A 24,260-nucleotide genomic window follows, 5' to 3' on the forward strand; every position below is an offset into this window, starting at 1 on the left:
TTCCGTCATCGTCTGAACTGCGGTTTCTCGCTCGTTCAGGCAATCGCGGCGGGACGCCCCGGGTCTGTAGACCGGACCGCCGACCCGGGGTAGGGCCAGGTCTACTCCCGTTCTCCATCCGGCCGTAGTGGGGCTGCCCCTACCTCGGGTCCTCCGGGGCGCGCCAGTGTGGGCGGCGGGGTCCGGGCGGTTGGCTTGAGGCATGACACAGACATCCGCCGCGCCGCCCGTCGTCGACCACGTCGCCGTGGCGGCGGAGCTGACCAAGTCGTACGGGCAGGGGGACGGGGCGGTCGCCGCGCTGCGGGGCGTGTCGGCGGTGTTCCCGCGGGGTCAGTTCACCGCGATCATGGGGCCGTCCGGGTCGGGGAAGTCGACGTTCCTGCACTGCCTGGCCGGCCTGGACACCGCCACCTCCGGACGGGTCCTGATCGGCGGAGTCGACATCACCGGGCTCTCGCGAACGAAACTCACCAAACTCCGGCGAGACCGCCTGGGATTCGTGTTCCAGTCGTTCAACCTGCTGCCGATGCTCACCGCCGAGGAGAACATCCGCCTCACCGGACGACTCGGCGGACGCCGCGCCGACCGCGAGTGGTTCGACGCCATCGTGGACGCGCTCGGGCTGCGGCAGCGGCTCCGGCACCGGCCGACCGAGCTGTCGGGCGGGCAGCAGCAGCGCGTCGCGGTCGCACGCGCACTGCTCACCCGGCCCGAGGTGCTGTTCGCCGACGAGCCGACCGGCAACCTCGACTCCCGCGCCGGCGCCGAGGTCCTCGGCTTCCTGCGCGGGGCGGTGGACGCCTACCGGCAGACAGTGATCATGGTCACCCACGACCCCGTCGCCGCCGCCTACGCCGACCGGGTCCTGTTCCTCGCCGACGGCCTCATCGTGGACGAGCTGCCCGCGCCGACGATCGACCAGGTCCACGAGCGCATGCGCCGGATGGAGGGCTGATACCCGTGTGGCTCATCGCGCGCCGGTCGTTCGCCGAAGGCTGGGTACGGCTCATCGCGACCATGCTCGCCGCGCTGTTCTCGGTGGGGCTGATCGCCGGATCGCTCCAGTTCGCGCTGCGGGCGCAGGAGGCGATGTCGGGCAGCGACGCCAGCGAGTACTCCCGCGCGGACGTGCTCGTCCAGGGCGGGTCCGCGGACCCCGACGACGTCTACGCCGCGCCCGACGGCCGGGTGCGGACCGACCGGATCGCCGGGCGGCCCGGCGTCGCGGCGGCGGCCGGGGACGCCGCGGTGTACGTGACGGCCGCCGGCCGCAAGGGGACGATCGTGCCGCCCGGCGGCGCCCGCACGCTGCTGCGCCCGTGGGTCGGCGACCCGCGGCTGAACCCGTACAAGCTGGAGTCCGGACGCGCTCCCGCCGCCGACGGCGAGGTCGCCGTCCTGCGGCACGTCGCGCGGGCCGGGCATCTGAAGACCGGCTCGTCCATGAAGGTGCTGCTCCCCGGCAGACCCGCGACGTGAAGGTCGTCGGGGTCGTGACCGTTCAGGGGCACAGCTCCGTCGCGGCCGGCGACCTGATCCTCGCGCCGCCCGAGACCGTACGGCAGGCGGCGGGGCTGCCCGCCGGGACGTGGCAGACCGTGTGGGTCAAGGCCGCGCCGGGCGTCACGCCCCAGCGGCTCAAGCGCGACCTGGCCCGCGACCTCGGCAAGGACGCCGCGACGGTGCGGACGGCGCGGTCGGTCCAGGACGCGCAGTCCGCCGAGCTCCAGGGCGCGGGCGCGTCCGTCGGGGGCGCGATCGGGATGCTGGCGTCGGTCGCGGTGTTCGTGGGGCTGTTCGTGGTGGCCAACACGTTCGGCACGCTCGTCCGCCAGCGCACCCGGCGGCTCGCGCTGCTCGGCGCGATCGGCGCGACGCCCCGGCAGATCAAGGCGCTGATCCGGCTGGAGGCGCTGGTGCTCGGCGTGGTCGCGTCGATCGGCGGGGTGCTGTTCGGCTACCCGGTGTCGGCGGTGCTGACGTCGCTGTTCGCGCGGGACGGGTTCGACATCAGCGCCGCGGACGCGCAGTTCGGGTGGGTCGCGCTCGCGATCCCCGCCGCCGCCGGGGTCGCCGTGACGCAGCTCGCCGCGTGGCGGGCGGCGCGCCGGGCCGCGCGGATCGCGCCCATGGAGGCGCTGCGCGCCACCACCGCCGAGGCGGAGGGCCGCCGGTGGCCGCGGCTCGCGGCGGCGTTCGCGGTGTTCGCGTGCGCCTGGATGTTCTACGGCCCGGTCTTCGCGATCAGGGCCGAGGAGTCGGGCGAGGACCGCACCATCGGCACGATGATTCTGATCCTCATGGGCTCGATGGTGACGGTCTCGGCGCTCGCCGTCCTCGCGCCGTTCTTCGTCGGCCCGCTCGGCGGCCTGGTCGGGCGGATCGGGCACGCGGTCAGCGGCGAGGCCGGACGGCTCGCCCGCGCCACGATCACCCGCAGCCCGCGCCGCGTGTCGTCCGCCGCGTCGTCGCTGATGCTCGGCGTCGCGCTGGTCTCGGCGACCGCGCTGATCGTGCTGTCGGCGAACGCCCGGTTCGACGAGGCCGGGACGAAGGTGATGCGGGCCGAGCACGCCGTCACCACCACGGGCAAGACGTCCAACGGGCCCGTGCCGCTGCCCCGCGACACCGCCGACAAGATCGCGCGGGCGCCCGGCGTCGCGAAGGCGACCGCGCTGACCGCCTCGGACGCCAAGCTCGTCTCGCCCCCGCCGCGCCGCCCGTCCCCGGGGAGGAGCCCGAACCGCTCTACCTCTCGCTGACGGGCGCCGACCAGACCGGGCTGTCCTCGATGATGCGGCTCGGCGGGCGCCTGCGCCCGCTCGGGCCCGGCGAGGTCGGCGTCACCTCCGCGATCGCGAACAAGCAGCGCCTCAAGCGCGGCCAGAAGATCGTCGTCAAGGGGACGCGCGGCCGCGTCACGCTGAGCATCGCGGGCATCTACCACGACCCGTCGCACGTCTTCGCCGACGGCGCCCTCGTCTCGCCCGCCACGATGGACCGGATCGACCCGGACGCGGAGACGCGCGCCGTCCTCGTCCGCGGCGGAACGGCGCGCGACCTCGAACGGGCCGTCGCGGGCGTGCCGGGCGCGAAGGTCATGGACCGCTCGGCGTACGTCAGGCACGCGTCCCGCGCGATGACCAACGGCCTCAGCGTGATCTACGGCTTCATCGGCATGTCGCTCGTGCTCGCGCTGTTCGGGATGGCGACGACCGTCTCGATGAGCGTCAGCGAACGCACCCGCGAGTTCGGGCTGCTCGGCGCGGTCGGCGCGACGGCGGCGCAGATCCGCTCGATCGTCCGCTGGGAGGCCGCGACCGTCGTCCTGCTCGGGACGTTCCTCGGCCTCGCCACCGCCGTCGGCACGGTGGCGCTGATGTACGCGGCCTCGGGCAGCTCGTTCCTCCGCCCGCACGCGCCGTGGTGGCTGCCGGTCCTGGTCACGGCCGGGGCCGCGCTCGTGACGCTCGCCACCTCGGCCCTCCCGGCCCGCCGCGCCGCCGGGGTACCGGTGCTGGAGGCGGCCAAGGCCGAATGACCCACGGCCGGCCCCTCCGCGCCCACCCGTGATGGAACGGCGACGCGGCGAGCCCCTCGGCCCCGCCAGGCCCCCACCGCAGGCCCCGGCGGGGGTCAGCGGTAGGCGCCGTGGCGGTGGCAGTCGAGGAGGTGGTCGTCGACGAGGCCGCACGCCTGCATCAGCGCGTACGCCGTGGTCGGGCCGACGAAGCGGAAGCCGTTGTTCTTCAGTTCCTTGGCGAGGGCCTTGGAGCCGTCGGTGGACGCGGGGACGTCGGCCGTGTCGGCGCGGGCGGGGGCGTCGGGGTCGGCGTAGCGCCAGGCGGTCGCGGCGAGGCCGCCGGGCAGGTCGAGCGCCGCCCGCGCGTTGGCGACCGCCGCCTCGATCTTGGCCCGGTTGCGGACGATCGAGGCGTCCAGCATCAGCCGTTCGACGTCGGACGGCCCGAACGCGGCGACCTTCTCCGGGTCGAACCCGGCGAACGCCGCGCGGAACCCCTCCCGCTTGCGCAGGATCGTCAGCCAGGACAGCCCCGACTGGAACGCCTCCAGGCAGAGCCGCTCGTACAGGCCCCGGTCGTCCCTGACCGGACGGCCCCATTCCTCGTCGTGGTAGGCGACGTAGTCGGGGGCCGACACTCCCCACGGGCATCGGGCCAGCCCGTCGTCGCCGAGAATCGCGGTGCTCACCGGCCCGTTCTACCTCATACCTCGGACAACTCCGGCCGTACCGCATCCCTCCCGGCCGTCCGCCCGACCCGCGCCGGGGCGGGTCAGGCCGAGGCGAGGCGCGCCAGGCGGCGGAGGCCGAGGGCCATGAACGCGCGGACGACCGGCCCGGCGACCGTCCAGCCCGCGCGGCCGAGCACGCCGAACGGCAGGTCGACCCGTTCGGCCCACATGACGCGGCTGCGGCCGTCCGGCAGCGGATCGACCCGGAACCACGCCTCCCCGCGCACCACCCGGCCCGTGTGCCGGACCGCGACCCGCCGTCCGGGCCGCCAGTCGGTGATCACCATGGTGTCCAGGAAGCCGACGGGGCCGACGCCCGTCCATGCCTCCAGCTCCGCGCCCTCCTCGTGCCCGCCCTCGGCCCGGGTGAACGGCATCCACTCGGCGTGCCGCGGCCAGTCGGTCAGCACGGCGAACAGCCTCTCCGCCGGGGCGTCCGCGACGGCCTCGGCGTGCACGGCGACGGCGCTCACGGCCGGTCCTTCCTCTCCTTGACCAGCCCGACGGGCCGCGGACGCCGAGGCGTCCGCACCGGATCGGTGGTCTCCTCCGGCTCCGGCTCGGGCAGCTCCACCGGGTCGTCCTCGAACAGCTCCGCCTCGTCCCCGTCGTCCTGCTCCCCGCCGCCCCGACCCGCGTCGCACCGTTCCCGCCCGCGGGCGCGCCTTCCGCACCGCCGAGCGCGTCCGCGTGGCCGGGCTCAGTCGCCGGTCGTGCCGCTGTGGCTCCGATCGCGTTCTCCGTGGCGTCTGCGGCCTCCGTGCCAGCGGGTGTGGCCGCGGCCTCCACGGGAGCCTCCGCGTGCGGGGCGGCGGGCGGCTCCTCGGCAAGGGGAACGGGCGCGGGGGCGGCCAGGGCGGCGGCTGTGGCGGTGTGCAGGCCGTCCAGGGCGCCGAACGTCCACGTGCCGGTGTCCGGGGGGAACGCGCCCGGCAGGCCCTCGGTCTCGCCCAGGCGGTGGCGCAGGTCGTCGAGCCGCCGTTCGAGCAGCGCCATCCGCGCGTCCCGTTCGGCCAGGGCGTAGGCGAGCCGGTGAACGGCCTCGTCGGTGATGTCCTTGCGGTATCCCCACAGGGACTGCGGGAGCCGCAGCAGCGCGGCGTCGGCGCCGGTGATCGGGTCCCCGAGCGGCAGCGGCGGATGGTCGGGCTGCGGCTCGGCCAGTTCGCCGCCCCTGCCCATGGCGAGGGCCACGACGGCGCCCAGCACGGCCACCCCGGCCAGGACGAGCACCACAACCACGATCAAGCTCCGATCTGTCCGCGTCTCCGCACCGCGGCACCTGCGCGCCGCGGAGTCTCCGCAGGACGATCGTGCCACGATCGGGGCCGTGCGTTCGCCCCGGCGGGTCCTCCTCCCCCGTGAACGCCCCGGTCCCGCCGCGGGGTTCCGGCCCGCCGCGCGTACCTTCCACCGGCGCGGCCGTGCCACGATCAGGGGTTATGGGTTCAGGTGAACGGAGCGTCCTGCCGCTGGACGCGGCGGTGCCCGCCGGGGTGGCGGACGCGGGAACGGCCCCTCCGGCGGCCCGGGTGGCGGAGCTGGTGGCCGGGGCGCGCCCGTCCTGGTCACCCTCACGGCGGACGGGCCGGACGTGCCCGACGCCGGCCTGCTCGCCGCCGCGTCCGTCTACGCCTGGCTCGGAGCGCGGGTGTTCCGCGCCCCGGACGACCACGAGGCCGCGTTGCGCCAGGTCCTGGACATGGTCGCGTCGATCGAGGGCACCCGCCAACCCCTGGTCTCCCGGCGCGGCCTCGCCTGACCGCCCCGCCGGGCGAGGGCTCGGGCGCCTGCTCGACGACCGCGGCACCCGCCGACGACAACGAACGCCCCGTACGCGCGAAGGCCCCGCCGCGCAACGCCGCCCGTACAGGCGAGGCCCGGCGCCCGTACGCGCGAAGGCCCGCCGTCCGGGCGGGTGACGGCGGGCCGGGGGCCCGTGCCCCGGAGGGGCGTGGCACGGGCTCGGCGGAGCTCAGCCTCGGAGGCGGTCCCAGGGGCCGGTGATGGCGAACGTGGCGCCCGGGTCGGACTGGCGGTTGGCGAACAGGATCCGCCCGTCCGGCGAGAACGTCACGCCCGTGAACTCGCTGCCGTTCAGGGCGTTGCGGGCCATGGCGAACGGCTTGTTCTTCTTGGTCGTGCCGACGAGGTACTGCTCGCCGTCGCCGTCCTCGGCCAGGATCACGCCGCCGCCGTACGGGGAGACGGTGATGTTGTCCGGGCCGTCGAAGCGCCCGCCGGGCTTGAACACGAGCTGGAGCTCGATCTCGTTGGTGTTCGGATCGTACGTCCAGACCTGCCCGGCGTGGTCGGCGGCGGCGCCGTCGGACTTGTGCGAGAAGCTGCACACGAAGTACGCCTTGCCGTGGCCCCACCAGGCGCCTTCGAGCTTCTGGCTGCGCGTGATCGTGTCGAACTGCTTGCGGGTGGAGGTCTTGGCCGCCGACGGGTCAGGGACCGCGACCCAGCGGCAGTGCAGCTTGGTGCCCGGCTCCTGGACGAGCGACAGGTCCGGGACGCCGCGGACGTTCAGCGCCTCAAGCCGTCCGCCCTGGAGGTAGGCGTGGTAGTCGCCGCGGTGCGCCCGGGGCCGGAACCGGTAGAACAGGCCGAACGGTCCGGCGGCGTCCTCGGTCAGGTAGGCGGTGAGGGTGTGCGGGTCCACCGCGACGGCCTCGTGCGCGAAGCGGCCGAGCCCGGTCAGCGGGACGGGCTTGGTGCGCTTGCCGTGCGGGTCGACCTCGAACACCCACCCGTGGCTCTTGGTCTGTGCGCCGAACCCCTCGGTCTCCTCACAGGTCAGCCACGTTCCCCAGGGGGTACGGCCGCCCGCGCAGTTGGTGGAGGTGCCGGCGAGGCTCACGTACTGCGAGAGCAGGTCGCCCTTCCGGTCCACCTCCAGGGTGGTGGTGCCGCCCCACGCGGCGGGGTCGTAGGTGAGCTCCGGCGGGGCGACGGCGCGGGTGCCGTTGTTCGACTGCTCGTGGTTGCGCACGAGCCGCGTGCGGTCGGGCTTGCTGCCGGGGAACGTCGCCATCCCGTCGTGGTGGCCGGGGACGACCACGCCGGACGAGATCGGGGCGCCCTCCACCGACAGCGTCTTGTACGAGAAGCCTTCGGGCAGGTCGAGCACGCCCTTCGGGTCGGGGATGAGGGGGCCGTAGCCGTACGCCTCGCCGGCGTCGGCGCCCGCGGAGGTCTGGAAGACGGCGTCGAGGCTGCCGGCCAGCGCGATCGACAGGGCGCCGGCCGCGCCGCCCTTCACAACCCCGCGACGGGACACGGACATGAGGACTCCTTCACGTAAGGGGATCACGCCGGAGCCTCGTCCGGCCCCCTGAACCCCGTGTGAACGAGCGGCGGACCGCCGACAAACCCCCAGGACACATCCGCCTTGCCGCGCCGCCGCCCCGTCACCCCCCGTGACCGCCCCCGTCCGCACGCGAGCAACCGAGCGGCGCGGAGGATTAGGGACGACGTTTCGCCCGCCCCGCGCCCCACGGCCCGGCGCGGGCGCGCGGACGCGCTGGGCACCGGAGCGGGGCGGTGGGGCGGGGGGTCAGATTTCGGCTTCGGCGTAGTCCTCGGGGGTGGCCTGGATCCGCGGCTGGGAGCGCTCCAGCAGGTCGAACGCCTCCTCGACGGACTCGGTCCAGCCGATCGCGTCGAAGATCTTGGCGCGTGCGAAGCCCTGCTCGGCGAGGCCCTTCATCAGCTCGCGCAGCGGCTCGTACACCCCGGTCGGGTCGAGGATCACGACGGGCTTGTCGTGCATGCCGAGGACGCGGGCCGTCCAGATCTCGAACAGCTCCTCCAGGGTGCCGATGCCGCCGGGCAGCACGAGGAACGCGTCGCTGCGGCGGTCCATCTCGCCCTTGCGGGCCCGCATGTCGGGGGTGACGATCAGCTCGTCGTTGGCCTCGTCGGAGATCTCGACGTCGACCAGCGCCTCGGGGATCACCCCGACGGTGCGGGCGCCCCCGGCGCGTGCGGCGCGGGCGACCGCGCCCATGCACGACACCTGCGCGCCGCCGCTGACCAGGCTGTGCCCGCGGCGGGCCAGCTCGGCGCCCGCCTCGGCGGCCAGGTCCACATGGATCTTGTCGATCTTGGTGCTGGAGGCGCAGAACACGCAGACGGCGAGCCCCATCAGCTGCCGTTCCCGGCCTCGCGGGCGGCGGCGCGGGCGGCCTCCTCCTCCTGGAGGCGCTGCTCGTGCAGGTGGTGCGCGTCGACCACGATCCGCACGACCTCGTCGGGGTCGTCGGTGACGTGGATCAGGTCCATGTCCTCGGGCGAGATCTTGCCCGACGGCAGCATCGTGGCGCGGATCCACTCGATCAGCCCGCCCCAGAACGCGGTGCCGACCAGCACGATCGGGAACCGGGTGACCTTCCCGGTCTGGACGAGGGTGATCGCCTCGAACAGCTCGTCCAGCGTCCCGAACCCGCCGGGCAGCACGATGAACGCCTGGCTGTACTTGACGAACATCGTCTTGCGGACGAAGAAGTAGCGGAACTCCAGCCCGATGTCGATGTGGTCGTTGAGCTTCTGCTCGAAGGGCAGCTCGATGCCGAGCCCGACCGACAGGCCGCCGTTGTCGTCGCAGCCCTTGTTGGCCGCCTCCATGATCCCGGGGCCGCCGCCGGTGATCACCGCGTAGCCGGCGTCGTGCAGCCGGGCGCCGATGTCCACGCCGAGCTCGTACTCCTCGGAGCCCGGCTTGGTGCGGGCGCTGCCGAACACGCTGACCGCCTTCGGCAGCTCGGCGAGCAGCCCGAAGCCCTCGACGAACTCGGCCTGGATCCGCAGCACCCGCCAGGGGTCGGCGTGCAGCCAGTCCGACGGGCCGCGGCTGTCGAGCAGCCGCTGGTCGGTGGTCGTCTGCGGTACGGCCCTTCCACGCAGCGTGGCGGGCCCCTGCCGTCGCGTACGGGGGCTCACTTCGGATGTCATGACCCTCACCGTAGCCGGGACCCGCGGCGGCCACGTCCCATTTCCGGCGGGCCCGGCGGCGCGCCGCCGCCGGGCGCCGGGCGAGGTCAGGCGGGTCCGGCGGGGGCGGCGAGCCAGGCGAGCATCCGGCGCTCGCAGTCGGCGATCAGGGGCAGCTCGACGTGCTCGTCCTTGGTGTGGGCGAGGGTGGGCTCGCCGGGCCCGTAGTTGACGGCCGGGACGCCGAGCTCGGTGAAGCGCGCCACGTCCGTCCAGCCGAGCTTGGCGCGGACCTCGGCGCCGCTCTCCGCGACGAACGCGGCGGCGGCCGGGTGGGTCAGGCCGGGCCGGGCGCCGGACGCGGCGTCGGTCACGGTCACCTCGAAGCCGTCGAACGTTCGCCGAAGGTACGCCTCGGCGTCGGCCAGGGACTTGTCGGGCGCGAAGCGGTAGTTGACGGTGACGACGCACTCGTCCGGGACGACGTTGCCCGCGACGCCGCCGGAGATGAACACGGCGTTCAGGCCCTCGTGGTACTCCAGCCCGTCCACGACCGGACGGGTCGGCTCGTACGCCCGCAGGACGTCGAGGATCGCGCCCGCTCCGTGGATCGCGTTGGACCCCATCCAGGCGCGCGCGCTGTGCGCCCGCGCGCCGGTGGCCTTGACGTCGACGCGCATCGTTCCCTGGCAGCCGCCCTCGATGAGCCCGCCGGTCGGCTCCATCAGCACCGCGAAGTCGCCCGCGAGCAGCTCGGGGCGGGTCTCGGCGAGGCGCTTGAGGCCGTTGCGCCCTGCCTCGACCTCCTCGCACTCGTAGAACACGTACGTCAGGTCGCGGGTGGGCTCGGTCACGGCGGCGGCGAGCTTCAGCGCGACGGCCACGCCGCTCTTCATGTCGGTGGTTCCGCAGCCGTAGAGCCGGTCGCCCACCACGCGGGACGGCAGGTTGCCGTTCAGCGGGACGGTGTCGAGGTGCCCGGCGAGCACGACGCGTTCGGGACGGCCGAGGGCGGTGCGGGCGACCACCGTGTCGCCGTCGCGGACGACCGCGAGGTGCGGAAGCGCGCGCAGCGCCTCCTCCACCGCGTCGGCGAGGGGCTTCTCCTCCCGCTGACCGATGGGATGTCGACGATCGCCGCTGTCAGGTCCGCCACGTCGGAGAAGAGATCGAGCCGCATGGGCAGCAAGCGTACGCCGGGCCGGGACCGTTCCCGGGCCTCGCGGCCCAAGCGGTCCCCAAGGCGGCCGATCTATCATCGCGGCGTGGAGATGCCTGTGCTGGAGATCGCCGTCCACTGGTCGCGTCCGGTGGACGGGGCGGGGCTGCGCGCCATGCTCGACGGGCGCGAGCGGGAACGCTACGAGCGCTTCATGCGGGCCGAGGACAAGGCCCGGTTCGTCACGGGCCGCGCGCTGGCCCGGCGGGCGCTGGCGGAGGCGACCGGGCTGCCCCCGCCGAGATCGCGTTCGGCACGCGGTGCGAGCACTGCGGCGGCGACCACGGCAAGCCCCGCCTCGCCGGGTCGCGGTGGTCGTTCTCGCTGTCCCACTCGGGCGAACGGGTCGTGCTGGCGCTGGCCGAGGGCGTCGAGCTCGGCGTGGACGTCGAGCGCGAGAGCGACCGCGACATCGACGCCATCGGCGACATGGTGCTCACGCCCGCCGAGCGCGACGTGCTCGCGGCGCTGCCGCCCGCGGGCCGCCGGACCGCGTTCCACGCGTACTGGAGCCGCAAGGAGGCGCTGCTGAAGGCCACCGGGCACGGGCTGGCCGCGCCGATGTCGGCCGTCCACGTGTCGGCGCCCGGAGAGCCCGCCGAGGTGCTGGCCTGGGACCACGACGCCGCCGTCCCGGCCGTCCGGCTGGCCGACCTGGACGCGGGCGAGGGCTACGCCGCCGCGCTCGCCGCCCTGACCACCCGCACCCTCAAGATCACTCCGTACGAGCCGTCCCTGCTGCCCTGAGGCCGGGCCCGCGTTCGCGCGGGCGGGTCAGCGGGTCTCGGCGGGCCAGGCGCGCATGACGGTGTCGGCCACGGCCTCCAGGTCCGCGCGGGACGCGCCGTCGCGCGCCTGCTGGGAGAGGCCCTGGAGAACGGCGCCGAGGAGGCGCGCCAGCACGCGGGCGTCGGCGTCCGCGGGCAGGACCCCCTCGTCCACGTCGTGCTGGATCTTGCGCTCGAACGCCTCGACGTTGCCGTTGCGGATCGCCCGCAGTTCCTCCTCGACCTCGGCGGACGCGGGCGAGCAGTTGGTCGCGGCCGTGATCACCAGGCAGCCGCGCGGGCGGCCCGGCTCGGTGTACTCGGCGGCGGCCTCGCGCAGCAGCCGCGCCGCGGCGGCCCGCGCGGTGGGCTCCTCCTCCATCGCGCGCCGCGTGAAGTCGCCGTAGCGGCCCGCGTAGCCCGCCACGGCCTCCCTGAACAGCGCCCGCTTGTCGCCGAACGCCGCGTACAGGCTGGGCGTGCCGATGCCCATCGCCCTGGTCAGGTCGGCGACGGAGGTCGCCTCGTAGCCGCGCTCCCAGAACAGCCGCGTCGCGCTGTCCAGGGCCGCGTCCCGGTCGAAGGCCCTCGGCCTGCCGCGCTGTCTCGTCGCCATGGAACGAATTATATAGCGATCGCTAGATTATGTGCTACGGTTCCTTTCTGTAGCGATCACTAGAGAAAGGTGGGCGCGGCCATGGGCACGCTCGACGGCAGGACGGCACTGGTCACGGGCGGCAGCCGGGGCATCGGCGCGGGCATCTCGCGCCGGCTCGCGGCGGACGGGGCGCTCGTCGCCGTCCACTACGGCTCGAACGAGGCGGCCGCGAAGGAGACGGTGGCGGCGATCGAGGCGGAGGGCGGGCGGGCGTTCGCGGTCGGCGCCGAGCTGGGCGTCCCCGGCGACGCCGAGGCGCTGTGGGCCGCGTTCGACGCGGGCCTCGCCGCCGCGGGCGCCGAGCCGGGCCTGGACATCCTGGTCAACAACGCGGCGGTGAGCCTCGCCGCGCCGATCGCCGACGTGGACGAGGAGGCGTTCGACCGGGTCTTCGCGGTCAACGCCAAGGCGCCGTTCTTCGTCATCAAGCTGGCGCTGCCGCGCCTGCGCGACGGCGGCCGGATCGTCAACGTCTCGACCGGCTCCACCCGCATCGCGTCCCCGGCGATCGGCGCGTACGCGATGACCAAGGGCGCGCTGGAGACCCTCACGCTGACCCTCGCGCACGAGCTCGGACCGCGCGGCATCACCGTCAACGCGGTGTCCCCCGGCATCGTCGAGACCGACATGAACTCCTGGCTCGACGACCCCGCCAAGCGGGCCGAGGCCGCGTCCTACTCGGCGTTCGGCCGGGTCGGGCAGCCGGACGACATCGCCGACATCGTCGCCTACCTCGCCTCGGACGGCGCCCGCTGGGTCACCGCGCAGACGATCGACGCGACGGGCGGCTCGTTCCTCGGCCTCTCCCTCCCCGTCTGAACGCCGAGCGCCCCCGGCCCTGGCGGGGCCGGGGGCGCTCAAGGCGCATGCGCGCGGCTCAGGTGTTGACGCCGTGGTCGCGCAGGATGTCGTTCAGCGACGCCTTGTCGTGCCGCTGCCCCTCCTCCAGCCGCTTGAGGATCAGCACGGCCGGGAGCCCGAACGTGCCGCCCTTGAACTCCTTGGTCCGGGTGCCGCCGACCGCGACGCACCAGTCGGGGATGCGGCCCCGGCTGATCTCCTCGCCGGTCTCCACGTCGATCACCGGCATGGACGCCGACAGGTTGGTGCCCGACCCGACGACCGCGCCCCGGCCGACCCGCGCGCCCTCGACGATCATCGAACGGCTGCCGATCATCGCCTCGTCCTCGATGACCACGGGCTTGGCGTTCGGCGGCTCCAGCACGCCGCCGATGCCGACGCCGCCGCTCAGGTGCACGTTCTTGCCGATCTGCGCGCACGAGCCGACCGTCGCCCACGTGTCGACCATCGTGCCGGAGTCGACGTAGGCGCCGATGTTGGTGAACGACGGCATCAGCACCACGCCCGGCGCCAGGTACGCGCCCCAGCGGGCGATCGCGCCGGGCACGACGCGCACACCGTCGAGGCGGCTCTTCAGCGGGATGCGGTCGTGGTACTGGAAGTCGCCGACCTGCGAGCGCACCATGCCGAGCACCTTGAAGCTCAGCAGGATGGCGCGCTTGGCGCGCTCGTCCACCACCACCTCGTCGGACGAGGGGTCGATGAGCGCGACCCGGGCCTCTCCCGAGTCGATCTGGTCGACGGCGGCGACGATGGCGCCGCGCGCGCCCGTGTCGTCCGGGCTGAGCTCCGCGCGCCGCTCCCACAGCTCGTCGATGGCGCTGGAGATCGGGCTGGTGAACGTTTCGGTCATGGCCCTTGAGCTTACTGGGGGCCATCTCCCGGTACGGTCATCGCGTGGCTGCTTGGTCGAGGGTGAAGGGGCACGGCCGGCGGTGGCGCTGGGCCGCCGCCGGGTCGGTCGCCGTGCTGCTCCTGGGCGTCGGCGGCTATGTCGCGTTCGACCGCGCCCGCCCCTATCTGCACGGCTCGGGGTGCGAGATCCGCTCCTCGCTCGGCAAGATGCCGCTGGACCTCGAACAGGCCGCCAACGCCTCCACCATCGCCGCCGTCGCGTTCCGCAAGCAGCTCCCCGAACGGGCCGCGGTGATCGCCTACGCGACCGCCATGCAGGAGTCGCACATCCGCAACCTGCCGGGCGGCGACCGCGACTCGGTCGGCATGTTCCAGCAGCGCCCCTCGCAGGGCTGGGGCACCCCGGAGAAGCTCCGCGACCCCGTCCAGGCGACCAGCAAGTTCTACGACGCGCTGGTCAAGGTCAAGGACTACCTCGACCGCGACCTGCACGACGCCGCGCAGATCGTGCAGCGCAGCGCCGACGGCAACGCGTACGCCCAGCACGAGGACGACGGCGAGCTGCTCGCCCGCGTCTTCACCGGCCGCGACCCGGCCGCCGCCCGCTGCTGGTACCCGCCCGACGAGCGCACGGCCCCGCGCCGCGCCGAGGCCGTCCGCGAGCTGCGCCGCGCCTTCGGCGGCCGGCTCCAGCTCGACGGCCCCCAGCTCCTGGCCGGCGGCACCGCCTCCCCCGCCCCCACCGACGCCCTGCGCGTCACCACCCGCCGCTCGGGCTGGGCCGTCGCCTCCTGGGCCGTCGCCCACGCCCAGCCGTACGGCCTCGCCGAGGTCCGCTACGCCGGCAAGCACTGGAAGGCCGATGCCGGCCACGACGGCTGGACCCCCGACACCAAGGCCCCCACCGACCGCGTCATCCTCCGCTGACCCGCCCCGCGCGGAGCGGCGTGGCCGGGATGGGCCCGACCGCGCCTGCGCACGCTGACAGAGGCATCCGCGCACATTCATTCAGGCGTCTGCGGGAACGGGCCCCGGGCGGGCGCTTCCGGCCGGTTACTCCTGGCCGGTGCCGTTGCAGCGGGAGCAGGTGACCCATCTGTCGGTCTTGATGTCCGTCCATCCGCCCGCGCCGTCGCAGGTGCCGCAGTTCTTGGCGACGAGAGGGGCCGGCAGCGTCTCGTGAGTGTCGGTGTTCTCGGCGGTGACCGTGACCGAGAGGGGCGGGGAGGCCCGCTTCAGCAGCTCGCTCCAGAAGCGGAGGGCGCGTTCGGAGGTGGGGAAGCGTTCGACGCCGTTGAGCCCGGTCGACCAGGTGTAGCGCACTTCCCAGGGGCGCCCGGTGCTGACCACCATCATCGAATCTTCCTCCGTGCGTGCTGCCGTGCGAGTCACCGTACCGCCTTGCCGTGCGGCGCCGTCCGGCCTGGACGAAAGCCTCTGGGGCCCGTTGCGGCCGGGTGGGAGGCGTTCCGCGGACGTCCGGGAGCGGTCACTGTGGGGGAAAGGAGGCCGGGGGCCGCGGGCGTCGCGAGGATGGGTCCGGCGGGCGCCGGTGGACGGCGGCGTCCGGGGACGTGCGGGGAGACGGGTGTGGAGGCTCACGAGCACGACGGCTCGCCGTATCCGGGCGACAGCGCGTGGGCGGCCGTGGTCTTCGACGAGGTCGCGTGGCTGGGGTCGGCCGTCCTGCTGGACGACCGGCGGCTGCTCACGTCCGCGCGGGTGGCGAGGACGGGGCCGCTGTGGGTGGAGTTCCCCAAGGCGGAGGACGACGACGACCGGCGGTACCGGGTCGCGGACGTGGTCCGTTCGGACGGGCGGTACGAGCTGGCGCTGCTGGTCCTGGAGGAGCCGGCGGCGGTCGCGCCCGCGCCGCTGCGCACGCACAGCCCCGCGAGCCTCGTCGCGGGCCGGTGGTGGGCGTTCGGGTTCCCGGCCGCGAGCCCGCGCGGGAACGACGCGCGGGGCCGGATCGGCATCGACCTCGGGCACGGGTTCGTCCGGCTGGACGCCGACCGGTCCTCGCCGTACCGGCTGGAGGACGGCTTCCGCGGCGCCGGGGTGTGGTCGCCGGAGGCGGGCGCGGTCATCGCCGTGGTCGTCGGCGCGAACGAGCACGGCGACGGGGAGGCGGTGACGCTGCACCGCGCCGACCGGTGCTTCCCCGACCAGAAGCTGCACCTGCTCACCGAGTGGACGGTCGGCGACGCCGACGAGGTCGCGCTGTCGTCGTGGGGACTCAAGCGCGAGCGGGACGCGCCCGCGGCCGGCTGGAGCCTGGAGGGCGATCCGGAGACGGCGCGGCACTGGAGCCCCCGGGCGCGGGGCGTCACGGTCGACAGCGAGCGCGGGTACCGCTTCCAGGGCCGGACCCGCGCGCTGACCGAGCTGGTCGCGTGGCTGGACGGCGACGCGCCCGACCGGCGCGCGCTGGTGGTGACGGGCTCGCCGGGCGTCGGCAAGTCGGCGGTGCTGGGCCGGATCGTCACGACCGCCGACCGGGCGCTGCGGGCGCGGCTCCCCGAGGACGGCGCGGTGCGCGCGACGCCGGGGTCCGTGCACTGCGCGGTGCACGCCAAGGGCAAGAGCGCGCTGGAGGTGGCGCGCGAGATCGCCCGCGCCGCGTCCGCCCGTCCGCCCGCGCGGGTGGACGACCTCGCGCCCGACGTCGCCGAGGCGCTGACCGAGCGCCCGCGCCGGTTCAACGTCATCGTGGACGCGCTGGACGAGGCGACCACGGCGGCCGAGGCCCGCCGGATCGTGTCGGGCATCGCGCTGCCGCTCGCCCAGACCTGCCCCGGCGTCCGCGTCGTCGTCGGAACGCGGCGCCACGACGACACGGGCAGCCTGCTGCGGGCGTTCGGCCCGGCGGCGGCGCTGCTCGACCTCGACCGGCCGGAGATGTTCGCGCTGGACGACCTGGCGGCGTACGCGCTGACGACGTTGCAGCTCCGCGGCTCGGAACGGTCCGGCAACCCGTACGAGGACGACGCGGTGGCGGGCCCGGTCGCGGCGCGGATCGCGGCCCTGTCCGACCGGAACTTCCTGGTCGCGGGCCTGGTCGCGCGCAGCCACGGCCTCTACGACGACCGGGCCGTCGATCCGGCGGAGTTGTCGTTCGTCGGGAAGGTCGACGACGCGCTGCGGGCGTTCCTCGAACGGGTGCCGCCCGTGCGGGGCGTCCCGGCGTCCGACCTGCTGACCGCGCTGGCGTTCGCCGAGGCGCCCGGGTTCTCGCCCGACCTGTGGCGTACGGCGGTGCACGCGCTGTACGGCACGGACCTGCCCGCGCGGGACCTGAACGGCTTCGCCCGTTCCTCGGCGGCCAACTTCCTGGTCGAGTCGGGCGGCGAGGACGGCGAGCCGCTGTACCGGCTGTTCCACCAGGCGCTGAACGACGTGCTGCTCGCGGCCCGCACCGAGCGCGCGCAGCCGCGCGTCGACCAGTGGTGCCTGACCCGGGCGTTCCTCGACTTCGGCGCGGCCCGGTCGTGGCGCGGCGTCCCCGGCTACCTGCTGCGCTCGCTGCCGGTCCACGCGGCGGCGGGCGACGCGATGGACGACGTCCTCGCCGACGGGCTCTACATCGCGCACGCCGACCTCACGCGGCTGCTGGCGGCGTCGCGCCGCGCGACGTCTCCGACGGCGCGGGCGCGCGCCCGGCTCCTGAGACTGACGCCGCAGGCGCTCAAGGCCGGGCCGGGCGAACGCGCCGCCATGCTGACCGTGACGGAGGCGATGGAGGCGCGGTCCGACGCCGGCCTGCGCGACCTGGAGCCGCCCGGCGCGGCCCTGCCGTACCGCGCCGCGTGGGCGGTCACGTCGGGCCGTTCGGAGATCGGCGTGCTGCGCGGCCACGACGGCGGCGTGAACGCGGTGTGCCCCGTCCCCTGGCCGGACGGCACGGTCCTGCTCGCGACGGCGGGCGACGACGGCACCGTCCGCGTCTGGGACCCTGACACCGGCGCGACCCACCGCGTCCTCACCGGCCACACCGGCCCGGTGTACGCGGTGTCCGCCGTGCTCTGGCCGGACGAAACAGTGTTACTCGCAACCGCGGGCGACGACGCGACCGTACGCATCTCGGACCCTGACACCGGCGCGACCCACCACATCCTTCGTGGCCACATCGGCCCGGTATACGCGCTGTGCGCTCCCCCCGCCTCCGACGGCCCGCCGTCGCTGGTCAGCGCGGGCCACGACGGAACCGTCCGCGTCTGGGACCCCGGCACCGGCGCGCTCGAACGCACGCTGATGGCGCACGCGGGCCCGGTGCGAGCGGTATGCCCGATGCCGTGGGCCGGCACGGCCCTGCTGGCCACCGCGGGCGACGACTCGTCCGTACGGATCTGGGACCCGTACACCGGCGTCCGCCACCACGAACTGGCCGGGGTGATGCGCGGCGCGGTCAGGGCGCTGTGCCCGCTGGCGCTGCGCGACGGCGTCGGCCGCCTGGCCATGGCCGACGACACCGGGGCGGTGCGGCTCTGGGACCCGACGACCGGCATGTTCCCCTACGCCCGTACGGGCAGCACCCGGTCGCTGAACGGGCTGTGCCAGTTCGCGGGCTCGTTCGGCGGCACGCGCCTCGCCGTCGCGGGCGACGACCCGGCCGTACTGCTCTGGGACAGCAGCACCGACTCCACACCGCAGACGCTGAGCGGCCACAACGAGCGGGTCAACCAGGTGTGCGCGCTGCACCAGCCCGACGGCTCCGCTTTCCTGGTGACGGCCAGCGCGGACGCGACCGTACGGATCTGGGCTCCGCACGGCGAGACACGGGTCCCGCCCACGCCCGAACCGGTACCCGAGTCAGTGCACCACAACTGGCTCCGCTCCGCCTGCCCGCTCCCCCGCCGCGACGGTGACGCCCTCCTGGCGACGGCGAGCGACGACGGCACCGTACGGATCTGGGACCCCCGCCAGGGCACCGTCCAGCGCATCCTCACCGGCCACTGGAGCGAGGTACGCGCGGTATGCCCGCTACCAACGCCCAGCGGCGACGCGCTCCTCGCCAGCGGCGGCACCGACACCAAGATCCGCATCTGGAGTCCAGGCGAAGAGGCCCCGCGCGTCCTCACCGGCCACGAAGGCTGGGTGAACGCGGTGTGCGCACTCCCAGGGCCGCCCCTCCGCCTGGCCAGCGCGGGCACCGACGCGACCGTACGGATCTGGGACCCCGACTCAGGCATCCGCACGGTCCTGCGAGGTCACGGAGGCTGGGTGAACGCCCTGTGCGCCCTCCCCCACCCGGACGGCCAGTCCCTCCTCGCCTCAGCAGGCGACGACCGCACGATCCGCATCTGGGACCTCTCAACCGGCGAGCACCGCGTCCTCCGGGGCCACGACGGCTGGGTCAGCACCCTGTGCGCACTGCCGACCCCCACCGGCGCCCCCCTCCTCGCGACAGCCGGAGACGACGCGACCGTACGAATCTGGGACCCTTTGACCGGCGCCGAACGCTGCACCCTCACCGGCCACACCGGCGAGATCAAGTCGATCTGCACCGTCCCCCGCCCGGACGGCCCCACCTACCTGGCGTCCGCGGGCACCGACGAGGCCGTCCGCATCTGGGACCCCGAACGCTCCAAGCTCGTCATGACGATCCCCGTCCACAGCCGAGCCCTGGCCCTGACCCACGTAGACGACCACCTGATAATCGGCCTAACCGAAGGCGTCCTAGCCCTAACAATCCCCTGACCGAGTTCTTGGGTGAAGTACCGGCAGACGCCCTCAACTCGACAGACTCGGGCCGAGATCGACTCGCTAAAGGCCGAGCTAGCCGCGCTTCTCCCGCACCAGCAGCCCAGCGAACGACGCCCGCTCGAACGCCCGGTACAGGCCATGATCCACGGCAGACCCGATCCGTCTCTCGACGAGTCGTACGAGTTCCGGGTCGACAACGAGGTCTTCCACATTCGCGTTCAGGATGAGAGGCCACAGCCCACCGGGGGCCGGCGAACGCACCCGTCATTGTGGCGTCCACAGATGCGCGGAGCTTCGTTCGAATCGGCGCCGAGTTGCTGTCGCCGTTCGACGCAGTGGCGACCGGCCGCCTGACGATCGCGGGAGACGAAGCCGCGATCCGGCGCTGCGGCAAGCTCATGGGCCTGGCCACACCGGCCTGACCACGCACCAGTAGACGGCAGCCGAACCCACGGCCTAGTCGAAGATCACGACCATCTGGGCGAGACGACCATCGGCGTAGGTCAACCGCATGACCCCTGTACTGCTGTCCGCGCGCCATGCGAACGGAACCACGATGCTCTCGCCTTCTTCGAACGCCTCGGCGGTGCTGTCGATCTGGTCGTCCGGCGGCTGCTGCTCATATGCCGTGGTGATGGCCTGAAGTCCCTGGAACTCCAGAGTTCCCGCTCCGGGTACGTTCTCGAATTTGAGCACGGCATCTTGGGCGAACTCTGCGAGGAGAGCCGAGAAGTCCCCACTGTGCACGCACTCGTTGAACAGTGTCAGGTGACGCTGCGCCACTGCGCCGGCCCGAGTCATCCAGTGTCTCCATTCCACTCGGTAAATCCCGATTGCGAGATGCACCCCGGTAGCGGAGCAGGACTCCCATCGCCATGAGGAGATATCATGTCACCGGTACATCGATCCACAAAGGCTGCGTAGGACTACCGCGATGGCGCTTACCTTCTTGGCCACTCCCCTCTCGCGACATCATGCCTTCTTGACGAATCTCCGCCCTGAATCGTTGTCACCAATCCCAGTAGTTAGACTGTACGTCTTTGGTGGGAGAACCCATCAGCAACCGATCCGAACTATCGGCTCCGCTTCGGGGGTTCCATACCTCCGGGCAAATTAACTCCACTGGACGGTGCAGGTGCGTCAGCGATGTTTTCCTAGAGTCGGTAGCCCTCCTCCAACGGTTCGCACTGAAACGCTCCGTTCGATCCCTCTGGATCTTCGGCCTGCTTCTGTGGCTGCGCGCCATTCATCCGTTGGGCGCCCTCGACAGGCTCGGGCGGGGATCGACTCGCTAAAGGCCGAGGTCGCCGCGCTTCACGCGCACCAGCAACCCGGCGAACGACGCCCGCCCAAACTGGAGCCGACCACCCTCCGGATCCTTGGAATCCCGAACCCAGACCTGACCAGCCAACCTCGCTAGCTCCACACAGGCCGGATCGCTGTCGCCGCCACTGTGGGAACTCTTACGCCAATTGATCACTCGCGTATGCCCTCATCGTCTTCTCGATCCAACTTCGGGAGTCGTTCTTCGACAGAGCGACGGCCCCGATCTGCGCGAATCGAAGCGCGAGCGCCGCGGTCTCGTCTCCGCCCTCGATGAGCCGTCCGCCAAGCTGCGCCCCGACATAGGCCACTTCCCGCGAGCTTACCCGGAGGATCTGGATCGCCCCATCATGTCCGGGATGACGCCCTGCCGATCTTGGAATGATACGGATGGTCACCCGGGGAAGTCTTCCGACTTCGACCAGATAGGCGAGTTGTTCCCGCATCACGTCAGGGCCGCCCACGGCGCACTCAAGAACCTCCTGGTCAAGAAGGACCCACAGGTAGGGCGGATCATCCCTGGCCAGAATCTCCTGGCGCTTCAGCCGCGCGTCGATCTCCTTGGCGACATCTATCCCATGTTCGCTGTCGGCGACGAGAGCCCGGGTATACGCCTCGGTCTGTAGAACGGCGGGGATGGTCTTGCCGTGGTAGATCTCGATGTTCGTCGCCGCCCGCTCGTACTGCAAGTACTGCTTGTACCAGTCGGGGTCGTGGCCGTTGCAGGCGAACATGTGCAGCCGCTCGAAGTGGCCGCCGGTGTTCCACTTCTCGTCCAGTCGTTTCATGTACGTGTCACGAGGCCGCAGACGTCCCGCCTCCCAGTTGGATACAGTCCCCCGCGTCACTTGGACGATCATGGCGGTCTGCGCGAGTGAGAGGCCCCGCTGGGTCCGGTAAAACCACAGGTCAAAGGCCAGCCAGGCCCACAGCGAAGACTTCGGGTCGATCGACTCTCGAACACTCATCGCTCACCTACAGGTGTATTGTCCGGGCTTCAATCCACTACACGTTAACCCCCATGCACTGAGAGTGAGGGCACGTTCCACCGACTCCAGGACGGCCCTCATGAATGATCAGAAGACGCCAGCCCCGGTTCATGTCATCCCCGAGGTCCGATTGACGCTGCCGGCCGAACCGCCCTCGGTCGTCCTGGCCCGGGAACTCGTCCGCGATGCCCTCACCCGGTGGGGCTACGGCCGCGCCCTCATCCACGACTCCGCACTCGTGATGAGCGAGATCGTCACCAACGCGGTCGCCGCCGCCCAAGGCCGCCAGATCCGCCTCCGCTGCACCGTCCAAGACCAAGCGCCCCTGCTGGAGTGCTGGGACCCGTCCCCCGCCCTTCCCGTCCACCGACGCGCCCACGAAACGGCTGAGAACGGCCGCGGCCTCACCATCATCACGGCCTACGCCAAAGAAGCCGGCACCCGCCCCTCCGCCACCGGCGAAGGAAAGATCGTCTGGGCCCTCATGCCCATCTGAACGATGCACGGTCACCGCTTCCGCGTCGCCCCATTGACACACGTCCCGAGAAAGGATGTAATCGGCGATTACATTGGGTTGGACCGTCGAAGTGCCATCGACGGCGACCGGAAGAGGGGCGCCCGTGACTGCGCAGCACAATGTCGGAGGGCGGCGGATCTCGTCGTTCGAGCGTCTCGGTTTGATATTCGACGTCGCCGACCAGGGTCCGCTCGACGGGGACGTTGTGGTGCTGCTGCACGGCTTTCCTCAGACGGCGCGTTGCTGGGAACGGCTCGCACCGCTGCTGCACACCTCGGGATATCGCACGCTGGCGCCCGACCAGCGCGGATATTCACCTCGGGCCCGCCCGCGCGGAAGATACGCCTATCGCCTGTCCGAACTCGTCGAGGACGTCCTCGCCCTCATCGAGGAGGCCGGGCTCGGCGGCCGCAAGGTGCACGTCGTCGGCCACGACTGGGGCGCGGTCGTCGCCTGGACGCTCGCGGCCACCCGGCCGGATGCGGTGGCCACAGTGACCGCGCTGTCCGTCCCGCACCCCGCGGCGTTCATGCGGGCGCTCTTCACCAGCCGCCAGATCCTGATGTCCTGGTACATGTTCTTGTTCCAGGTTCCCTGGCTGCCCGAGCTACTCGTGCGCGGGATCAGCCGCGGGGCGAGGTCACGCGTCATCGCCGGGCTGGTGGCCAGCGGCCAGACCGAGGCCAGCGCCGCGAGGACGGCGGACCTCCTCGACTCGGGGGCGCTCACCCCGGCCCTCAACTGGTACCGGGCGATGCCCCTCAACCCGCCGGGGCGGCTGGCCCGGGTCGCCGTCCCGACACTGTTCGTCAACAGCGACGGGGACCCGGCGCTGGGCCGCACGGGGGCCGAGCTCACGCCCAGATTCGTGACCGGTCCGTACACCTCCCGCACGCTGACCGGTATCGGGCACTGGATCCCGGAACAGGCCCCCGACGAAGTGGCCGAGCTCCTGCGCGATCACTTCGACCGCTGACCGGGAAGCGGTCTAGACGCCGAGGCTGCGGCCGATGATTTCTTTCATGATTTCTGTGGTGCCGCCGAAGATGGTCTGGATGCGGACGTCCTGGTAGGCCTTGGCGATGGGGTATTCCATCATGTAGCCGTAGCCGCCGTGGAGTTGGAGGCAGCGGTCTACGACGCGCTTCAGGAGTTCGGTGTTCCAGTATTTGAGCATGGCGGCCTCGTCTACCGTGAGTTCGCCCTTGCTCTCCTTGACCACGCACTCGTCGGTGAACGAGCGGGTGACGGTGAGTTCGGTCTTCATCTCGGCGAGGGTGAAGCGGTTGTACTGGAACTTGCCGATCGGGCGGCCGAACGCCTCGCGGGTCTTGCAGTACTCCAGGGTCTGCTCGAACGCCGACTCGGCGGCGGCCTGGGCGGTGACGCCGATCGACAGGCGTTCGCGGGCGAGGTTCTGCATGAGGTAGATGAAGCCCATGCCCTCCTCGCCGAGGAGGTTCTCCTTGGGCACGCGGACGTTGTCGAAGAACAGCTCGGCGGTGTCCTGGGCGTGCATGCCGACCTTGTCGAGGTTGCGGCCGCGCTCGAAGCCCTCCATGCCGCGCTCGACGGCGAGGAGGCTGACGCCCTTGGCGCCGGCGGACGGGTCGGTCTTGGCGACGACGATGACCAGGTCGGAGAGGATGCCGTTGGAGATGAACGTCTTGGAGCCGTTCAGGACGTAGTGGTCGCCGTCCTTGATCGCGGTGGACTTGATGCCCTGGAGGTCGGAGCCCGCGGCGGGCTCGGTCATCGCGATGCCGGTGATCAGCTCGCCGGAGCAGTAGCCGGGGAACCAGCGGGCCTTCTGCTCCGGGGTGCAGAGCTGGCGCAGGTAGCCGCCGTTGATGTCGTTGTGGACGGAGAAGCCGGGGCCGTGCACGCCCGCCTTGGCGAACTCCTCGTTCAGGACCACGTAGTAGCGGTAGTCGGGGTTGCCGCCGCCCCCGTACTCCTCGGGCATGTCGATGCCGAGCAGGCCCTGGCGGCCGGCGGCGAGCCAGACGTCGCGGGAGACGACGCCGTCCTTCTCCCACTGCTCGTGGTGCGGGGCGATCTCCTTCTCGATGAAGGACCGCACCATCTCGCGGAACGCCTCGTGCTCCTCGGTGAAGATCGCTCGTGCCATCCGGCGGGCTCCCTTGCGTAAGTACGTGCTGATACAGGG

24 protein-coding genes and 1 pseudogene are annotated in these 24,260 nt (G+C 72.6%); 12 read left to right on the forward strand and 13 right to left on the reverse strand.

The features are described 5' to 3' along the window. Positions 1–202: 202 nt before the first annotated feature. From GEV43_RS07005 to GEV43_RS07020, 4 genes are read left to right on the forward strand one after another with little or no spacing between them, the layout of a single operon-like run. Entirely contained in the window at positions 203–958 is a 756-nt protein-coding gene (locus GEV43_RS07005; protein ID WP_160819972.1) for an ABC transporter ATP-binding protein, read from the forward strand. 5 nt (positions 959–963) lie between these two features. Further along, positions 964–1,482 (forward strand): hypothetical protein, encoded by a 519-nt coding sequence (locus GEV43_RS07010; RefSeq protein WP_160819973.1) that lies wholly within the window; start codon positions 964–966, stop codon positions 1,480–1,482. Then, the gene (locus GEV43_RS07015; protein WP_160819974.1) at positions 1,479–2,765 is read left to right on the forward strand and encodes an ABC transporter permease; all 1,287 of its coding nucleotides are present in this window, start codon (positions 1,479–1,481) and stop codon (positions 2,763–2,765) included. The genes GEV43_RS07010 and GEV43_RS07015 overlap by 4 nt, the downstream gene beginning before the upstream one ends. 29 nt (positions 2,766–2,794) lie before the next feature. Further along, a complete protein-coding gene (locus GEV43_RS07020; protein WP_160819975.1) occupies positions 2,795–3,544 on the forward strand; it encodes an ABC transporter permease in 750 nt (249 codons plus the stop codon). A gap of 95 nt (positions 3,545–3,639) precedes the next feature. On the opposite strand, the gene GEV43_RS07025 is transcribed toward GEV43_RS07020, so the two are convergent. Both GEV43_RS07025 and GEV43_RS49590 read right to left on the reverse strand, forming a co-directional pair. Next, positions 3,640–4,215, reverse strand: coding sequence for a DNA-3-methyladenine glycosylase I (locus GEV43_RS07025; RefSeq protein WP_160819976.1), 576 nt, complete (start codon positions 4,213–4,215; stop codon positions 3,640–3,642). An 83-nt stretch (positions 4,216–4,298) separates the two neighbouring features. After that, positions 4,299–4,730 carry an SRPBCC family protein gene (locus GEV43_RS49590; RefSeq protein ID WP_160819977.1) on the reverse strand — a complete coding sequence of 144 codons (432 nt, stop codon included), beginning with the start codon at positions 4,728–4,730 and terminating at the stop codon, positions 4,299–4,301. Positions 4,731–5,214: 484 nt separating this feature from the next. Between GEV43_RS49590 and GEV43_RS07035 the strand changes: the two genes are divergently transcribed. Together GEV43_RS07035 and GEV43_RS49595 are read left to right on the forward strand one after the other, a co-directional pair. Then, a complete protein-coding gene (locus GEV43_RS07035; protein ID WP_160819978.1) occupies positions 5,215–5,622 on the forward strand; it encodes a hypothetical protein in 408 nt (135 codons plus the stop codon). A gap of 229 nt (positions 5,623–5,851) precedes the next feature. Next, complete coding sequence (locus GEV43_RS49595; protein ID WP_241682821.1) at positions 5,852–6,019, forward strand: hypothetical protein; 168 nt, start codon at positions 5,852–5,854, stop codon at positions 6,017–6,019. Between the two features lie 213 nt (positions 6,020–6,232). On the opposite strand, the gene GEV43_RS07045 is transcribed toward GEV43_RS49595, so the two are convergent. The 4 genes and pseudogenes from GEV43_RS07045 to dapE all read right to left on the reverse strand — a co-directional run bounded on the left by GEV43_RS07045 (position 6,233) and on the right by dapE (position 10,375). Then, positions 6,233–7,549, reverse strand: a complete 1,317-nt coding sequence (locus GEV43_RS07045; protein ID WP_160819979.1) for an alkaline phosphatase PhoX — start codon at positions 7,547–7,549, stop codon at positions 6,233–6,235. 270 nt (positions 7,550–7,819) lie between these two features. Then, positions 7,820–8,410 carry a TIGR00730 family Rossman fold protein gene (locus tag GEV43_RS07050; protein ID WP_160819980.1) on the reverse strand — a complete coding sequence of 197 codons (591 nt, stop codon included), beginning with the start codon at positions 8,408–8,410 and terminating at the stop codon, positions 7,820–7,822. Next, entirely contained in the window at positions 8,410–9,216 is an 807-nt protein-coding gene (locus GEV43_RS07055; protein WP_160819981.1) for a TIGR00730 family Rossman fold protein, read from the reverse strand. The genes GEV43_RS07050 and GEV43_RS07055 overlap by 1 nt, the downstream gene beginning before the upstream one ends. Positions 9,217–9,302: 86 nt before the next feature. Continuing rightward, positions 9,303–10,375: pseudogene (gene dapE / locus GEV43_RS07060) on the reverse strand (succinyl-diaminopimelate desuccinylase). Positions 10,376–10,762: 387 nt separating this feature from the next. Between dapE and GEV43_RS49600 the strand changes: the two are divergent. Beyond that, positions 10,763–11,161: a 4'-phosphopantetheinyl transferase superfamily protein gene (locus GEV43_RS49600; RefSeq protein ID WP_309239501.1), complete on the forward strand. Its 399-nt coding sequence runs from the start codon at positions 10,763–10,765 to the stop codon at positions 11,159–11,161. A 27-nt stretch (positions 11,162–11,188) separates the two neighbouring features. Here the strand turns inward: GEV43_RS49600 and GEV43_RS07070 are convergent, their stop codons facing one another. After that, positions 11,189–11,797, reverse strand: coding sequence for a TetR/AcrR family transcriptional regulator (locus GEV43_RS07070; protein WP_160819982.1), 609 nt, complete (start codon positions 11,795–11,797; stop codon positions 11,189–11,191). Positions 11,798–11,878: 81 nt separating this feature from the next. On the opposite strand from GEV43_RS07070, the gene GEV43_RS07075 reads away from it, so the two are divergent. Continuing rightward, positions 11,879–12,658 (forward strand): SDR family oxidoreductase, encoded by a 780-nt coding sequence (locus GEV43_RS07075; RefSeq protein WP_160819983.1) that lies wholly within the window; start codon positions 11,879–11,881, stop codon positions 12,656–12,658. Positions 12,659–12,716: 58 nt separating this feature from the next. On the opposite strand, the gene GEV43_RS07080 is transcribed toward GEV43_RS07075, so the two are convergent. Continuing rightward, positions 12,717–13,553 carry a 2,3,4,5-tetrahydropyridine-2,6-dicarboxylate N-succinyltransferase gene (locus GEV43_RS07080; protein ID WP_160819984.1) on the reverse strand — a complete coding sequence of 279 codons (837 nt, stop codon included), beginning with the start codon at positions 13,551–13,553 and terminating at the stop codon, positions 12,717–12,719. Between the two features lie 44 nt (positions 13,554–13,597). Between GEV43_RS07080 and GEV43_RS07085 the strand changes: the two genes are divergently transcribed. After that, a complete protein-coding gene (locus GEV43_RS07085; RefSeq protein WP_309239502.1) occupies positions 13,598–14,482 on the forward strand; it encodes a hypothetical protein in 885 nt (294 codons plus the stop codon). A gap of 126 nt (positions 14,483–14,608) precedes the next feature. On the opposite strand, the gene GEV43_RS07090 is transcribed toward GEV43_RS07085, so the two are convergent. Continuing rightward, positions 14,609–14,911, reverse strand: coding sequence for a hypothetical protein (locus GEV43_RS07090; RefSeq protein WP_160819985.1), 303 nt, complete (start codon positions 14,909–14,911; stop codon positions 14,609–14,611). A 234-nt stretch (positions 14,912–15,145) separates the two neighbouring features. Between GEV43_RS07090 and GEV43_RS54635 the strand changes: the two genes are divergently transcribed. After that, positions 15,146–19,255 (forward strand): AAA family ATPase, encoded by a 4,110-nt coding sequence (locus GEV43_RS54635; RefSeq protein ID WP_160819986.1) that lies wholly within the window; start codon positions 15,146–15,148, stop codon positions 19,253–19,255. A gap of 462 nt (positions 19,256–19,717) precedes the next feature. Here the strand turns inward: GEV43_RS54635 and GEV43_RS07100 are convergent, their stop codons facing one another. From GEV43_RS07100 to GEV43_RS07110, 3 genes are all read right to left on the reverse strand, one after another. After that, entirely contained in the window at positions 19,718–20,062 is a 345-nt protein-coding gene (locus GEV43_RS07100) for a hypothetical protein (RefSeq protein ID WP_160819987.1), read from the reverse strand. Positions 20,063–20,552: 490 nt separating this feature from the next. Continuing rightward, entirely contained in the window at positions 20,553–20,741 is a 189-nt protein-coding gene (locus GEV43_RS07105; protein ID WP_160819988.1) for a DUF397 domain-containing protein, read from the reverse strand. Then, positions 20,725–21,552: a helix-turn-helix transcriptional regulator gene (locus GEV43_RS07110; protein ID WP_160819989.1), complete on the reverse strand. Its 828-nt coding sequence runs from the start codon at positions 21,550–21,552 to the stop codon at positions 20,725–20,727. The genes GEV43_RS07105 and GEV43_RS07110 overlap by 17 nt, the downstream gene beginning before the upstream one ends. Before the next feature lie 151 nt (positions 21,553–21,703). On the opposite strand from GEV43_RS07110, the gene GEV43_RS07115 reads away from it, so the two are divergent. Together GEV43_RS07115 and GEV43_RS07120 are read left to right on the forward strand one after the other, a co-directional pair. Further along, positions 21,704–22,069, forward strand: coding sequence for an ATP-binding protein (locus GEV43_RS07115; protein WP_160819990.1), 366 nt, complete (start codon positions 21,704–21,706; stop codon positions 22,067–22,069). A 124-nt stretch (positions 22,070–22,193) separates the two neighbouring features. Beyond that, positions 22,194–23,066, forward strand: a complete 873-nt coding sequence (locus GEV43_RS07120; RefSeq protein ID WP_160819991.1) for an alpha/beta fold hydrolase — start codon at positions 22,194–22,196, stop codon at positions 23,064–23,066. Positions 23,067–23,078: 12 nt separating this feature from the next. On the opposite strand, the gene GEV43_RS07125 is transcribed toward GEV43_RS07120, so the two are convergent. Next, a complete protein-coding gene (locus tag GEV43_RS07125; RefSeq protein WP_160819992.1) occupies positions 23,079–24,221 on the reverse strand; it encodes an acyl-CoA dehydrogenase family protein in 1,143 nt (380 codons plus the stop codon). Between the last annotated feature and the right edge of the window lie 39 nt (positions 24,222–24,260).

Origin of the sequence: Actinomadura sp. J1-007 (genome assembly GCF_009793335.1) — a bacterium.
Classification (GTDB): Bacteria; Actinomycetota; Actinomycetes; order Streptosporangiales; family Streptosporangiaceae; genus Spirillospora; species Spirillospora yumaensis.